Origin of the sequence: Colwellia sp. BRX8-7 (genome assembly GCF_014077275.1) — a bacterium.
GTDB lineage: Bacteria > Pseudomonadota > Gammaproteobacteria > Enterobacterales > Alteromonadaceae > Colwellia_A.
On the sequence record NZ_JACGVP010000017.1, the window covers coordinates 64795 to 79225 of the forward strand.

Genomic DNA, 14431 nt, shown 5'->3' on the forward strand with positions numbered 1-14431 from the left:
AGATCTAAGCTTATGCCCTTTTTTATAAGGTATAAAAAACACTAAAACAATAAAAACACCCTTCAAAAACAAAACTTACCTTACCACCAAATAAAAATGGATACTCACTTGTATCCATTTTTTTACTTATTCAAACAACCTATAGCTTACGACTGTTAATAAACCTGTTAAATAACGAGACCATAAAGATATTATTTATCTTTATGGTCATTACTATCTACCCATGAATTACCTCAAAAATATCTTTAAATGAGGTTTTAGTAATAATATCAATATGTAAATGTAATTTCCGCGCAATATCACTCGAAGATATAACACCTCTTATATGGTGATTACTCCTATCAACAACTAAACAATGGCGTAATCCATAATTTTTTAATGTTGAAACAACATCATTAACCTTAGCATTTTCAATATCTTTGTAATCAAGTGCGTGTAGCATAGACCTTGGTATCATCATATCTTTTACTAGTATTTCATCTCTAGCAATGCCCTTCGCAACTTCTGCTACGATACTTTGCTCTGACAACTCATTGGTACTCACTATACCTAAAAAATCATTGTTTGTTGACACAACTATTTTCATTTTTACATGTGCTTTGAGCATCAACTTTAAAGTATCGGCAGCATCAGTATCCCCTTCAATCACTAACGCCTTATGTTCTTTAAAATCAGTAAAGATATCTGTAGCTGGCGATGTTAAAGATATATTGTTAAAATCTTCTGGTGATATAATCTTGTCTATTAAATCTAAATCAAATAACTGTAAACTGGTCATAATTACTACTCACTTTATTAAGAATCATCTTGTCTGTAACAGAAAAACACATACTAAATAAATGATATTTTCCTGCTGCTTAATCAAGGTTTTAATCGTGTTACTCAGTTAATTAAACGCTTGATTAAAAGCATCTTTTGTATAATTAAAAATCACTTTTATATTGATGTTTTTTCTGCCTAGTAAATGAAATATGACAGCCGAACTTAGCATGACCTTTTCGACAACTATCAAGCTCAAAAGTAACGTGAACACAATGAATTAAATGTGTGTGTATACTAAGGTTTATACGATTTTATTAACGTAGGATTTTAATTTTGCGTCCTACGTTTAATAACAAAATATCGTTGATAGCATCTTAAATAAATCTCCACAAAAAATTGTCGAGATTAGGTCAAAAATCAATATTTAAATGGCCTGATTAAAAGCAATGAAATTTATACGATTTTTAAGGGAGGAGCTCTTGGGTGCAGGTATTGAAATTTGTCATTCAATAATATGATATTTTTGTTTGTTGAGATTTTAAATAGATAGGTAACTTGGTTGATGCGATTATTTGTTTTATTGCTGATAAGCAATACATCAGGTTCTGTATCACACGCGATATCAGTGAAGATTTCAAGAGTAAATTGTTGAGCAATGTTCGAGTTTATTTCATCGCCAATACTATATCCTAGCTCTCCATGGGAGCTGGTTATAAAAAATAAAAAAATGGCGAAGATAAATTTACTCAAGCGGTTCTCAAAATAAATTATTATTTAATAGATATTGAGTGACAAGTTTATTTTTTCAAGTCAGTAAATGTAATTTTTTATTTCTATGATTTTCAAGTTACTTTTTCACAAGTAATTTCTCTTCAAGTAACGCTTTAAATAGCGCTTATTTAGGCTATCTGCCGGTTATATCTAACAGCATAATCTAAGCAAAAACTCAGCAAATCTTAAGTTAACTCTGCTATCTTCTACAAAGAGAAACTGTTTATTGTAGGCTTACCTTGAAAATATTAATTATTGAAGATTCAACTTCGTTAAGAAGAAGTCTAAAAATAGGGCTGTCAAACTTAGGTTTCACGGTAGATGATACTGGCGATGGCTCTGAAGGCCTAAGTATGGCTTTAGCTGGTGATTACTCGCTACTAATACTTGATTTGATGCTGCCATCAGTTGATGGCACTGCAATATTAAAAGCTATAAGAAAAGCCAATAAAGACCTTAGAGTACTGATACTATCAGCAAGAGATCTGACTGAGGATAAAATTTCAGGCTTATTAAATGGCGCTGATGACTATTTAACAAAACCCTTTTCATTCGATGAACTTCATGTTCGTCTGCTTTGCTTAATGCGCAGAGGCAGCTTAAATATAAATGACAGCAAAATTAATATTGGCGTTTTTTCATTAGACATTCATTTAAAACAATTGCTATGCAATGGCATCAATGCCCATTTAACACCTAATGAATATAAGCTTGTTGAATGTTTATTTACCAATCAAGGTAAAGTCGTCTCTCCTGAAAAACTAAGTGACTATCTAGCCGGCCAGTACAATGCAGTAGCAAAAAATTCCATTGAAGCCCATTTATCAACTACCCGAAAAAAAGTGAGAGATATAGGGCATGATTTACCCATAAAAACCAAGCGTGGTTTCGGCTATTTTGTTGAGAAAAATTAATGACTTCTATTAAGAAAAAGTTAAGTCGATATATATCAATATCAATATCGATATTGTTAGTCTCGCTCTTTTTAATTACTGATATTAGTGTTGATAGTTGGATCAGCAGTCAGTTTGACCGCGCGATGATTAATAAAGCCGGTTTATTAGAAACCTTAGTAAGCGAGCATCCTGACAAAGTAGATTTTGATTTTGCTGATGAGTTTATGCCTGAGTTTTCAGGGGCTAACGATCCTGAATATTTTCAATTATGGCGAGATGACAAGGTATTTGAGCGCTCTGAAACACTTAAGCTTTTTGAAAATAACGACTTACCCAAGTTAGACGTTACACTACACAAATCATCAATAACAAATATAACCCTACCCGATGGGCGTTCTGGCCGGATGTATTTCACAAAATTCATCCCTCAAATCGACAGTGATGTTAGAGAAGAATACGGAATAACAAAAGCGTTCTTTGCAAAAACTCAAAAGCCAATGGAGTTGGCCTATGCAACGAGTAACGAGGGCTTAAATCAAATTCTTTGGTTTGTTGATATTATTTTTATATTGACCTCGATTTTCGCGGTTATCGCGGTAAGGATTATCGTTTTTAATGTTGTTGAGCGAGGGTTAAAACCGCTCGATGAGTTAAATATCAAACTGAAACAGATTAATTTAAATTCTGAAATTAGCACCATATCAACTAGCCAACTCCCCGAAGAACTTATCGCAATAGCAGACGGAATTAACCATTTTATCAGCGAGAATAAAATTCTTTATTCCAGAGAAAAAAGAATTACCTCTGATATTGCACATGAGTTAAAAACGCCAATCGCCGAGTTACTTAATTTAAGTGAAGTTGCAATAAAATTCCCTCATGAAGAGCAGTTAGCCGCAAGCTTTAAGACGGATGTACTTGCGATCACACAGCGATTAAGAAATATCGTCAATGGGATACTTTTATTGCAAAAAAGTACTTATCAAGCTGAATTAGAGAAACAACAAGTAAATGTTGAGCTGTTACTTAAGACAATCATGGTCTCTGAAAATAAGCAGTGCAGAAATATTACCCTTAGCTTTAGTAAGCAATGTGGTTATATTCAGACCAATGAATTTGCTTTCACTACTGTGCTAACTAATCTGATTAATAATGCGCTCTACTATAGCCCAGAAACAACTCCGGTGATTATTGCCGTAAGACCAGAAAAAAATACCAATAAAATACGGCTGGATATTTCAAACGTCAGCAGTTTTGAATATTCAGAACAAGACTTAACGATGTTTTTTGAACCTTTGTGGCAAAAAGATTCATCAAGAACATCCGAAGAAAGGTACGGGCTAGGTTTAGCAATTGTTAAATCTTACTGTGAGAGAATAGGGGCTATTTTAGACGTAGCAATAGCACCTGACCAACGTATTACTTTTACTATTATAATATGATCTACGGTATTATTTTATCTAGCCTATGACTAAGCTTGTGGCGTTATGAAAAATAACGACCATCAGTACCACTCAATTGCATTTATGTTTACCGCTTTAAAATTAAATATTTGCGATAAAGCTACGATAATTCGTAAACGTCAAGGTAGTTACAAGGCAACTAAGCTGCCATTAATATTTTGTCAAACATTGATGATATAAAACTTTTAACTTTAACGATGCCCCCATAACGATCATAAGTAGATATAATAGCTATTTCCCTTTATCAATTTTATTTGTTAATGTGCCAGTGCGTTAAATCAGTATCGATGTGGGGACGACCTCACCGCTCTATTTTTTCAGGGGACGACCCCTAAATTTAATAGAGTGTCTATATGTATTGGTTCATCTTATTTCTCGCAGGAATTTTAGAAGCTGGCTGGTTAGTTGGTATTCAAAAATCAGAATCTTTTACAAATATCCCATATGTAATATTCGCTGTTCTTTCAATGGCGCTTAGCTTAGTGTTGTTCTCAATAGCATTAAAAGACATTCCTGTTAGCCAAGCATACCTCGTTTGGTTAGCTATAGGTGCGTCATCAATTTCAATCATAAACCATTACTTTTTTGAACAACCACTTTCAATTCAACAATTGTTTTTCTTTTGTTTGATCTTTGTTGGTGTGGTTGGTCTAAAAATATCTAATTAATACAAAAATTAAACTTAGGAAATATATATGTCTGGTGAAAAAAACTTAGCAAAATTAATCGCGTCAATGACGCCTGTTTTAATCGAAGATGAATATGTGTTTGGTACTATTGAGACATATGATTATCAACAAGTATTATTGCTAAACCCTATAAGCACTTTTCAAGAAAAGGAAGGATTAACCGTTATATTGACGAAAGAAAAAGCCGATGAATTTAACATTTCTTACTCTGGTGTTTTTAAATGTATTACATTGAATGTACATTCAAGCCTTGATGCAGTTGGGTTAACCGCTGCGGTTTCTACTAAATTGACGCAATCCAATATTAGTGCAAATGTGGTTGCTGCTTACTATCATGATCATGTTTTTATTGCCGTTAAGGATGCCGAACAAGCATTAATTGATCTTAACGCACTTACTCAACAAGACATTGCAGGTTAAGACCGTACTGGTTATTGAAAGGCATTACATGGTTTGTATACTGCTGAAGTATCTACTTTGTCAGAGGTTGCCTTTCAAATTTAAAACCCTAATGACTTCAATGTTGGCTTAGTTGCCAGTTAGGATAAATCCGCATCTATGACTTATGATTATGCTCAGTGGCCTAGTAATATATTGATGCTAACGTCGCTTAATCGGAACAGTTGCTATTATAAAAATGAGTATTAACGACTCTTTTTCAAAAATGATTATGATTTATTTGTGAAAGTTGGTGGTTAACCTAAATAACATTAGCTGGTCAATGTTATGTAGTCGCAGTAGTCAATGGTAAAAACCGAAGTTCTAATGTAATTGGGTGGCATAACTGATGTTATTATTCAAAAAAAAAGTAATGCCCAAAGAAGTACCTATTATTGAAATAAATGCCAATATCGTTCAGTTTAGTTACAAATATGTCTTTTAACACTGACCACCTTTTATCTAAGCTATCGATTTAGTGGCGAATGCCAAGATGATATGACTCAATTTATAAAGATTAATATTAATCTTTATAAAAGACAGCTTAAAACAAAACGCTCTTCGCCTTTTGACTAAACTGAGGCTTGAATTTTAATCTAGTCACGCTTTAACCAAATAGGTAATCGCTAAAATCACCTATTAAAGATTCTTCTAGCTGCCGGCAGGTATTATCAATTTTTTTAATTCAAGTGTTGCAACTTCTTTACCTTCTTTTTCTTGCTCTACTCTAAAAGGAATAAAGTTATGTTCAACACTTAACCAAAAATGAGTTTTTCTTGAGCTATTGGTTTTTATTCGAGAAACCTTTATCGTATCAACCACTCCCATTGGTGTCTTAATTTTTTCTATCCCTGAATATTCAAATATATAACTTTTAACTGAATTATCATCATAAACAAAATATTCTAAATGCTGTTCTTTTTTTTGTAAATCATGGCTCAATTTCTCGATAACTAATAACGGGTCTAGTATATTAGCTTTTAAAGCAAGCGACCATTGTTCAGCGGTATCGCTCCCCAAAACAAGATGGTTAGCATAATCAAATTCAATCGTTTGATTCTTTGTCTTCTTAAATGTTCGCTCATCTTTGCTGGTATATTTTATTGGTTTTATCTGTTGAGCATCATATGAAAACTCACTAGATTCTTCGGTATTAATGACATAAAAATATTTTGAAGCCTCCGTTTTAAATGTCAATTTATACTGATTATCAGCAGTTTTTGATAACATCCGCTCTGCTGTTCCATATTTATCACCTTTTCGATAAACGGTATAATGCGCTGTATATTCTGCCAAAGTGGCATTATTCGCTACAGTGGATTTCTCTGTACTTTGTGCATAACAACTGACCATAACTAAACAGGACAATATATAAGTTCGAATATAAGTTGAGCGTAAAAAATGAGAGTAGAGAAACATCCAAATAGTACCTTGTGGTGGTGATGCAGAAAAATCACGTGGAAAACGTTCTCTTTTTAGCGTAAATCACGTCCAAGGTAAATTGATTTTTATCTTAAAGGCTATTTTCAGTTTAGCCTAAGCGAACCTTAAGTTTGTATTATTACTATGAAGACACTAACCCATAGGTGTTTTTATGAATTTAATAATTAAATATATCTCTTATTTCAACAATATAAAATTAACAACGAATCAATTATTGTTCTTTACCAGTTGCTACATAGCACTGATCTTGAATTTACCTTTTTTGATCAAATCCACAACGATTATTACGGCGCTCGATAACTATAATTTATTCTTTCTGGTGTCATTGCCAATATTTTTATTAGCGTTAACCATGATCATTCAAGGGCTTTTTTCATTTAGATGGTTAACTAAACCTTTGTTGATCGCTACGGTGATTTGTTCTGCTTTAATATTTTATGGCACCATTTCATACGGGATCGTTTTTGATTACGGTATGGTGCAAAATACTATAGAAACTGACACGGCTGAAGCGTGGTCCTACATAAATTTTCACGCTATTATATTCTTTATATTTTTTGGATTGCTCCCCTCGTTCATTATTTATTCGGTACAATTAATTTATAAGCCCTTTTTCAAAGAACTGTTAAGTCGACTAAAAATCATTGGCCTAAGTCTTATCTCGGTCTTTTTAATAGGCGTCTTTTTCTATTCAAATTACGCGGCTGTTGGCAGAAATAATAAAGACCTTATTACCTACATCATCCCTTATAAAATGGTGGTTTCGTCATTCAAATTTGTCCGAAATCATTATTTTTACCCACCATTAGAATTTAAGGTCTTAGATACAACGCCATCAATAGTGCGTGACAGTCAGAAAAAGCACGTCACCGTAATGGTATTAGGGGAAACAGCTCGCGCTCAAAGTTTTTCACTAAATGGCTATAGTAAACGGACTAACCCATATACCGAAAAACAAGGTGTTGTCTCTTTCTCAAATATGAGTTCATGTGGAACGGCAACGGCTGTTTCTGTCCCCTGCATGTTTTCAAGATTAAATAAAACGGGTTATGACAAACGTGTTGCGATGGCACAACAAAATGTTGTAGATCTTATTCACTTAGCGGGGGCTGACGTTTTATGGATAAGTAATAATAACGGCAGTTGTAAAGGCGTTTGTACGCGGGTAAAAACGAAACAAATAGACACTAACAAATCAAACCCTTTGTGTGATGGTGAGTACTGCTATGACGAAGCACTTTTAGCGCCCTTGAAAAGTAAGCTTAATGAACTAACCCATAAAAACACCATGATCATACTGCATATGATTGGCTCTCACGGACCCACTTATTTTAAACGCTACCCTAAAGACAAACGTATTTTCACTCCTGATTGTCAACGCAGCGATATTCAAAATTGTACACAAGAGCAACTTATTAACAGCTATGACAACACTATCGCTTATACCGACTTGGTACTCTCAAAAATTATTAATGAGTTAAATCAAGTGGCTGAGAAAAATGATATTGAAACTTCTTTGCTTTATATTTCAGATCATGGCGAATCACTTGGTGAGAATGGACTTTATTTACATGGTTTGCCCTACGCCTTCGCTCCAGAGGAGCAAACCCATGTTCCCATGATCTATTGGAACGACCCAATGCAAAATGACTTTGACCTTAATTGCTTGAAAACATCAGTAAAATCACCTATAACTCATGACAATGTTTTTGACACTTTACTTAGTATTATGTCAGTTCGAACAAAAGCATATTATATTGATAATGACCCTTTTCTGGCGTGTAAATCACAAGGTGCTATAGCACGCACCACTATAACCCAAGACAAACCAATGGAGATTCAAGACTAGTGTTTGACAATATAAACAAACCCAAAGGGTTGCATAGAGTCTATTTAGCGGCTTTAAATTCACTACGCGCATTTAAATGGCTTTACGCCAATGAGTCAGCGTTTAGACAAGAGCTTTTACTGCTTATTATTGCCATACCACTGTCTTTTGTATTTGATATAAGCTTCAAAGAACAAGTGATATTAGTCCTGGCGATCCTCTTTGTTATATTTACAGAAATAATAAATACCGCCATCGAAGCTGTTGTTGATAGGGTTGGTTTAGAGATTCATCCATTGTCTGGGCTTGCAAAAGACTTAGGATCTGCAGCAGTGATGATCAGCCTTATTGTCGCCAGTAGCATTTGGCTAATAATACTTCTGTAATGCTCATAAAAGCTTAACTTCAGTTTAAGTTAAGCTTTCCTTAAGTTTTATACTTTAAGGTAAGTATCGTGTTTTATTAGAGATATTAATAACGATGTTTACCTCTACAACCGCTTTAGTTCGTCCATTTTTACTGTTTGCATTATTATTAATTTTTACACTTCTTGTCGCTAGGCTTGGCTTTTCGATTTGGCAAATTGAACGTTTTACCGATTTTAGCAGTATGGTTACCCTGATACTTAATGGGCTAAAAATCGACTTAAGCACGCTAGGTTATCTATTAATTTTACCTGGAATAGTTCATCCATTGCTAATGCTGTCTAAATTTCAAAGCACATGGCTTAGCGCGTTAAGAGCAATGTTTTTCTTTATTTTTATGGCAGTGCTCTTTTTTGAGCTTGCCACACCTGCATTTATTAATGAATATGGATTTAGACCTAACAGGTTATTCATCGAATATTTAGCTTATCCTGATGAAGTCATGAAAATGTTATTCAACGGACACTTATTGACCATAGTTGTATTATGTTCCTTAATGATGGTGTCTAGTCCGTTTATTTGGCGTACGGTAGGTAAACTCACTCGTACCAAAAAGCCAATAATTGCTGTAACGCCCTCATCATCATCCCTATCATTTATCATACTCTTTATTGTGCTTTTTCTCTGCGCCAGAGGTACTGTAGGTCATCGCCCTATTAACCCGTCATTCGTTTATTTTTCTACCGACCCACTGATTAATTCATTAACCTTAAATTCAATCTATAGTGTTGCTCATGCTTATAAACAGTTCGGTAATGAAAAGTATGCATCAAAACTTTATGGCACTATGGCTACAGAACAAGTTATTAAACTTGTTCGCCAGGAAACTGGCTTAAATACACAAGTTTTTAATAATAATGCGCAACCTTCTTTTAGCGCTAGGGCACCCGTTTACCAAGGAAAACCTAAAAATTTAGTGATAATTTTAGAAGAGAGTTTAGGTGCGCAATTTGTTTCATCATTAGGAGGGCTACCACTTACGCCTGAAATTGATAAATTAAATACTGAAGGCTGGGCGTTCAAAAATTTATATGCTACCGGTACACGCTCTGTAAGGGGCATTGAAGCGGTTATTACTGGGTTCACACCAACGCCAGCTCGAGCAGTAGTAAAGCTTGATAAATCTCAGCATGGCTTCTTCACCATCGCAAGTTTACTTGAGAGAAATAATTACACCACGCAATTTATTTATGGTGGTGAAAGCCATTTTGATAATATGAAAGGTTTCTTTTTAGGCAATGGCTTTAGCGATATTGTTGATTTTAACAAAATACAAACCCCTCAGTTTGTCGGTTCGTGGGGAGCCAGTGATGAAGACTTGTTTAATCAAGCTGATATCGAATTAAGCAAATTACACAAAGGTGATAAACCTTTTCTAAGTTTTATTTTTTCATCCAGCAATCATGATCCTTTTGAAATACCCTCAGGTAAAATAACGCCACTAGCATATTCAACAGCGCAATTAGCTCTGTACGATTCAAAAGAACTATTGCGCCATCAGGCGATCCAATATGCAGACTATGCTCTGGGTAAGTTTATCGACCAAGCAAAAAAACAACCCTATTGGCAAGACACTATATTTATTATTGTTGCTGACCATGATGCTAGAGCGTTAGGAAACGACCTTGTTCCTATTAAAAATTTCCATATTCCAGGCGTTATTCTTAATTCAGGCAATAAACATTTATCTGATGAAAGAATTGTAAGTCAAATCGACCTTGCTCCGACCTTGCTGTCCTTAATGGGCGTAACTAACGATTCCCCTATGATTGGCCGTGATTTAAATAATACCCAGGTCAAAGGAAGGGCAATGATGCAATATGCCGATAACTTTGCCTATATGACCGATGAGAATGTCACAATACTGCAACCACAAAAGCCACCAGTAAATTTTGACTATTCTTTAAAGAAAAAGAAACTAGAACCTAAAGCAATTAACGCGAAACTTGCTGAGATCGCTTTAGCCCATGCTTTATGGGGAAGTTTAGCCTATGAAAATCAGTGGTATTCCAGTAAAACTGAGTAAAAGACTGAGTAATCGAAACTTAAGTTATTATTTTTAATAACTTATTAATGATATCACTGACATATTTTCGTCAGCATTCCATTCGTGAGCTTTATTAAGTCGGCGGGGCTCAATTCTATTTCTAATCCTCGCCGGCCGGCACTCACATAGATAGAGGCGTAATGGTTAGCTGAGGCGTCAACAATTGTTCTCAGTGCTTTTTTTTGCCCAAGTGGGCTTACTCCTCCAAGAACATACCCCGTTGAACGTTCAACATCAGACTTATCAGCCATATTAGCTTTTTTAGCTCCAACAGCTTTTGCAATAAGCTTCATACTAAGCATAGCGGAAACCGGAATAATACCTACGGCTAAGCTTTTATCATCTAGCATTACCACTAAAGTTTTGAATATTCGTTGTTCGATGACACCTAATTTTTCGGCTGCTTCGAGTCCATAGGACTCCGTGGTTTCATCATGAGAATACTCATGTATTTTATGTGAAACTTTATTTTTTTTAGCTACATTGATTCCTGGTGTCATTTCAATATCCTAAGTGAGTAGCCTAAAGAAATCGCTGATAATTGTTGGCTAATATATTATTATAAAAACAATGTTCAAACTTAAAGACTTCTTTAAAGCGACTCTTTATGTTCATGCTGACAGTTCCAGCATATCTCAAAGGAAGCATCATTTGTTTCAGCGCAGCTTTTACATAGCCAGTCTTCGCCTTTGTTTCCCTGCTGATATGACGTTAATATCGTCGTCGCACGTTCAAAATCAGCCTCATTAACAAGCCAGACTTCTGGCCAAGCATCAAAAGCTGATATTTCACCTACGGCTCCTTGAGCAAATTCATTTTTAATAAAGCAACTTATTTGTTGTGCTTCAATAAGGTTTTTAACATTGTTAACCATAAAATGGTTTTCGTGAGCATAAAGCAGTTTCATCATTTCGCCCTAGTGATAGCTATTAATAGGTAGGGTGTAGTTAGCTAAAAGATTAATCAATAAATTCATTATTATTTTGTTAATAACACTGAATTTACGCAAGTACGTGTTGGCTAATATGCTGATTAAATTGGATAAGATCGAAAGAACCTTTAATCTCAAATTTAGCCATACCGAGTTCACTAACATAGACTTCTATTTCACAATCCAAATCTAATGTGCCCGATGACTCAACTGAAAAAGCCTGTATTTTGCTATAAGGTAAAGAAGTATAGTCGACCTTTGAACCGGTAATTCCCTGAACGTTGGCGGCAATAATGCGCTTATTCGTGAATACCACTTGGTCTCTAATACTCTTAAAGGCCGCAAAAATTGACTCCCCCTCAATCATAAACTTGTGAAAGTCTTCTCTCGCATCTTCGATTTCTATTGGTTTTAATTTGAACACCGAAGAGTTTTTAAAATCTATCATAGTTAATCCTTATGTAAATAATTTTCGAATACCGTAATAAAAAGCATAGCTTTGCAGTATTGACAAACGTGACATTTATCTCCAACTTCATGGTTTCCCACGATAATGTTACGCCATAGCAGTATAGTTGGGGTGTGTTTGTACCCTATTGATCCACATTTGAATCGCAGGATATTCAAGCAGATTAAAACCACCCTCTTCTGCTACGTGTGTATATCCATAAAGTGAAATATCAGCGGTAGTCAATGTGCTCCCGACAAGATAAGGTGTTATTTCCAATTGCTTCTCCATAATTCTTAGAGCTTTGTGACCCCCTTCTTGTTTGGATAGATATTCCGCTTTACGGTTATCAGGTAAACCAAGATATTTAGCAATAAACCTAGCAACAGCAATAAATGGCTCATGGCTATATTGTTCAAAAAATTGCCACTGCTGTACCTTTGCATTTTCATATCTATCTTTAGGTAACAGTGATGAACCTGAGGCAAGGTAATTCAAAATAGCGTTAGATTCTGATAAAAAACGTCCGTCATCGAGCTCAAGTAACGGAATTTTTCCTGTTGGGTTCTTTTTCAAAAACGACGCTGTGCCACTCTCACCTGCAAGTATATTAATATTAATCCACTCATGCTCTATCTTTAAAATTGAGGTGACAAGCTTAATTTTATAACAATTACCTGACTGAATATCCGCATATATTTTCACTAAATTATCCTTAAGCATGCCACGGTGCAATAATTGCTCGAACAATTATTATCGACAATATAAATAATAGCTTGTGTAATCAAACAGCGTAATACTTTACTGACTAGCTATGCCGATTACTCGTCCAACAACCAACCTTGCTCTACCGCATTATCAATTTGCTGACAAACATATAACCATAACTGAGGAGCGAGTCCTTCAAGAAAACTATTACGTTTTAGTACCTGTGATTTGTTAACCTTATGCTTAACCCAACTGCCCCCCTCATTCTTTATATTTTGTAAAAAGGGTAAAACGCTGTCTATGGCTTTAGCAAATCGAGCATCAACAGTTTCAGCTTCTTCGAACTCTAACCATAAGGCATTAAAAGCTTGAAATTGTTTATCCGGCAATAAACCAAAGATACGGGTTGCTGCAGCAATTTCTTTTTCTTGTTGCTCTGCTAGTGCTTGTTTATCGGAAAAAGCAAACATATCCCCTGCATCTATCTCGACAATATCGTGAATAAGTAACATACTCATCACTCGTGCTATATTGACCTTCTCTACTGCATACTCTTGAAGTATTTCAGCCGTTAATGAAATATGCCAACTGTGCTCTGCACTGTTCTCAAATCTATTTTTATCAGACTTGACCAGCGCTTGTCGATAAATTCCTTTGAGCCTATCTAATTCAATAATAAAATCTAATTGTTTATTGAGTTCTTCCATTGTTTTTCCAAAATGATAAGGTAAATGAAGCATAATTTGACGACAGTTCGCCGCCTATAGCATAAAAGATCGTGCTTAGTGGTGGTCAACAAATCATCAAATAATGGCGAGGCGGGAATGAGCAACTAAGTGGCGTTTAAAACCAAACCTTTCGATTGATTAATGATCACAAGTGAGAAGACAATTTCTGTTGCTCCACCAATAAATGCGCCAATGATAAAATTAGCACCTAACAATATACATAACATACCAGAAAATATCAGCACGCTTCCTAAAAGCCAATATATTTTTAAGCCATACAGCGTATTAAACACTAGATAACGTACACCAATGATCATCAGCATTATCGGATAAAACCATTCAACTTGCAGCTTTGCTACATAGAAAGCCAAAAATAAACCAACAAATAAGATAATTGTACTTTCTAATGCCAGTTTGCCAAGTGGATTTTTAGGATAGTGATTGCCAGGACGTTTAAAGTATTTTGACAATAGCATCGACAACGGATGGATAAACATACCGCCAAAGAATAATGCTAGCATACTCAATTGATTCGAATGCACTAAGGCAACTGAACCAGCAGCACACCAAATTAAACCAGAAACTAATACACCAATTCCACCATCAAAATATGAAAAGCGCATATTTTCCTGTGCTGCTTCAAACTTCATCTAAACTCCTTAACTTTGCAATGCATGTCCTATTAACGGCAATTCACTAACAATAATATCCTTAACAAAAATATTGAGTAAAACCCTATAGCTAATACTTAGTGTTTGAACATTTTTTGTAAGCTAAAATGGATAGTTAAAGCACAAAAATTTGATTAATCAACAAAATATAACATTGGCCACTTTGAAAATACAACCGCTACA

The 14431-nt window shown here is 34.9% G+C and carries 15 protein-coding genes; 7 read left to right on the forward strand and 8 right to left on the reverse strand.

The window, feature by feature from the left end; genetic code table 11:
* Window positions 1-217 precede the first annotated feature (217 nt).
* Window positions 218-778, reverse strand: a complete 561-nt coding sequence (locus tag H4J57_RS16005) for a CBS domain-containing protein (RefSeq protein ID WP_182222495.1) — start codon at window positions 776-778, stop codon at window positions 218-220.
* Between the two features lie 994 nt (window positions 779-1772).
* Between H4J57_RS16005 and H4J57_RS16010 the strand changes: the two genes are divergently transcribed.
* The 4 genes from H4J57_RS16010 to H4J57_RS16025 all read left to right on the forward strand — a co-directional run bounded on the left by H4J57_RS16010 (window position 1773) and on the right by H4J57_RS16025 (window position 5001).
* Entirely contained in the window at window positions 1773-2447 is a 675-nt protein-coding gene (locus H4J57_RS16010) for a response regulator transcription factor (protein WP_182222494.1), read from the forward strand.
* Window positions 2447-3871, forward strand: coding sequence for a HAMP domain-containing sensor histidine kinase (locus H4J57_RS16015; RefSeq protein ID WP_182222493.1), 1425 nt, complete (start codon window positions 2447-2449; stop codon window positions 3869-3871). Before H4J57_RS16010 ends, H4J57_RS16015 begins: the two co-directional genes overlap by 1 nt.
* Window positions 3872-4245: 374 nt before the next feature.
* Window positions 4246-4560, forward strand: coding sequence for a multidrug efflux SMR transporter (locus H4J57_RS16020; protein ID WP_182222492.1), 315 nt, complete (start codon window positions 4246-4248; stop codon window positions 4558-4560).
* A 27-nt stretch (window positions 4561-4587) separates the two neighbouring features.
* Entirely contained in the window at window positions 4588-5001 is a 414-nt protein-coding gene (locus H4J57_RS16025; RefSeq protein ID WP_182243592.1) for an ACT domain-containing protein, read from the forward strand.
* A 669-nt stretch (window positions 5002-5670) separates the two neighbouring features.
* Here H4J57_RS16025 and H4J57_RS16030 read toward each other — a convergent pair.
* On the reverse strand, window positions 5671-6438 hold the full coding sequence (locus H4J57_RS16030) for a DUF3108 domain-containing protein (RefSeq protein ID WP_182243593.1): 768 nt from the start codon (window positions 6436-6438) through the stop codon (window positions 5671-5673).
* Between the two features lie 175 nt (window positions 6439-6613).
* On the opposite strand from H4J57_RS16030, the gene H4J57_RS16035 reads away from it, so the two are divergent.
* From H4J57_RS16035 to H4J57_RS16045, 3 genes are all read left to right on the forward strand, one after another.
* Entirely contained in the window at window positions 6614-8311 is a 1698-nt protein-coding gene (locus tag H4J57_RS16035; protein WP_220470322.1) for a phosphoethanolamine transferase, read from the forward strand.
* Window positions 8311-8676 carry a diacylglycerol kinase gene (locus H4J57_RS16040; protein ID WP_182243594.1) on the forward strand — a complete coding sequence of 122 codons (366 nt, stop codon included), beginning with the start codon at window positions 8311-8313 and terminating at the stop codon, window positions 8674-8676. The genes H4J57_RS16035 and H4J57_RS16040 overlap by 1 nt, the downstream gene beginning before the upstream one ends.
* A 94-nt stretch (window positions 8677-8770) precedes the next feature.
* Window positions 8771-10741, forward strand: a complete 1971-nt coding sequence (locus H4J57_RS16045) for an LTA synthase family protein (RefSeq protein WP_182230862.1) — start codon at window positions 8771-8773, stop codon at window positions 10739-10741.
* A gap of 53 nt (window positions 10742-10794) precedes the next feature.
* Here the strand turns inward: H4J57_RS16045 and ybaK are convergent, their stop codons facing one another.
* The 6 genes from ybaK to H4J57_RS16075 form a co-directional block, all read right to left on the reverse strand.
* The gene (ybaK, locus tag H4J57_RS16050) at window positions 10795-11262 is read right to left on the reverse strand and encodes a Cys-tRNA(Pro) deacylase (RefSeq protein ID WP_182222487.1); all 468 of its coding nucleotides are present in this window, start codon (window positions 11260-11262) and stop codon (window positions 10795-10797) included.
* 92 nt (window positions 11263-11354) lie between these two features.
* The gene (locus H4J57_RS16055) at window positions 11355-11669 is read right to left on the reverse strand and encodes a DUF2007 domain-containing protein (RefSeq protein ID WP_182230861.1); all 315 of its coding nucleotides are present in this window, start codon (window positions 11667-11669) and stop codon (window positions 11355-11357) included.
* A gap of 94 nt (window positions 11670-11763) precedes the next feature.
* Window positions 11764-12141, reverse strand: coding sequence for a PH domain-containing protein (locus tag H4J57_RS16060; protein WP_182173093.1), 378 nt, complete (start codon window positions 12139-12141; stop codon window positions 11764-11766).
* A gap of 108 nt (window positions 12142-12249) precedes the next feature.
* Window positions 12250-12846, reverse strand: a complete 597-nt coding sequence (locus H4J57_RS16065) for a glutathione S-transferase family protein (protein ID WP_182230860.1) — start codon at window positions 12844-12846, stop codon at window positions 12250-12252.
* A 116-nt stretch (window positions 12847-12962) separates the two neighbouring features.
* A complete protein-coding gene (locus tag H4J57_RS16070; RefSeq protein ID WP_182217558.1) occupies window positions 12963-13556 on the reverse strand; it encodes an HD family hydrolase in 594 nt (197 codons plus the stop codon).
* 125 nt (window positions 13557-13681) lie between these two features.
* Window positions 13682-14227: a DUF7010 family protein gene (locus H4J57_RS16075; RefSeq protein WP_182217556.1), complete on the reverse strand. Its 546-nt coding sequence runs from the start codon at window positions 14225-14227 to the stop codon at window positions 13682-13684.
* Window positions 14228-14431 lie beyond the last annotated feature (204 nt).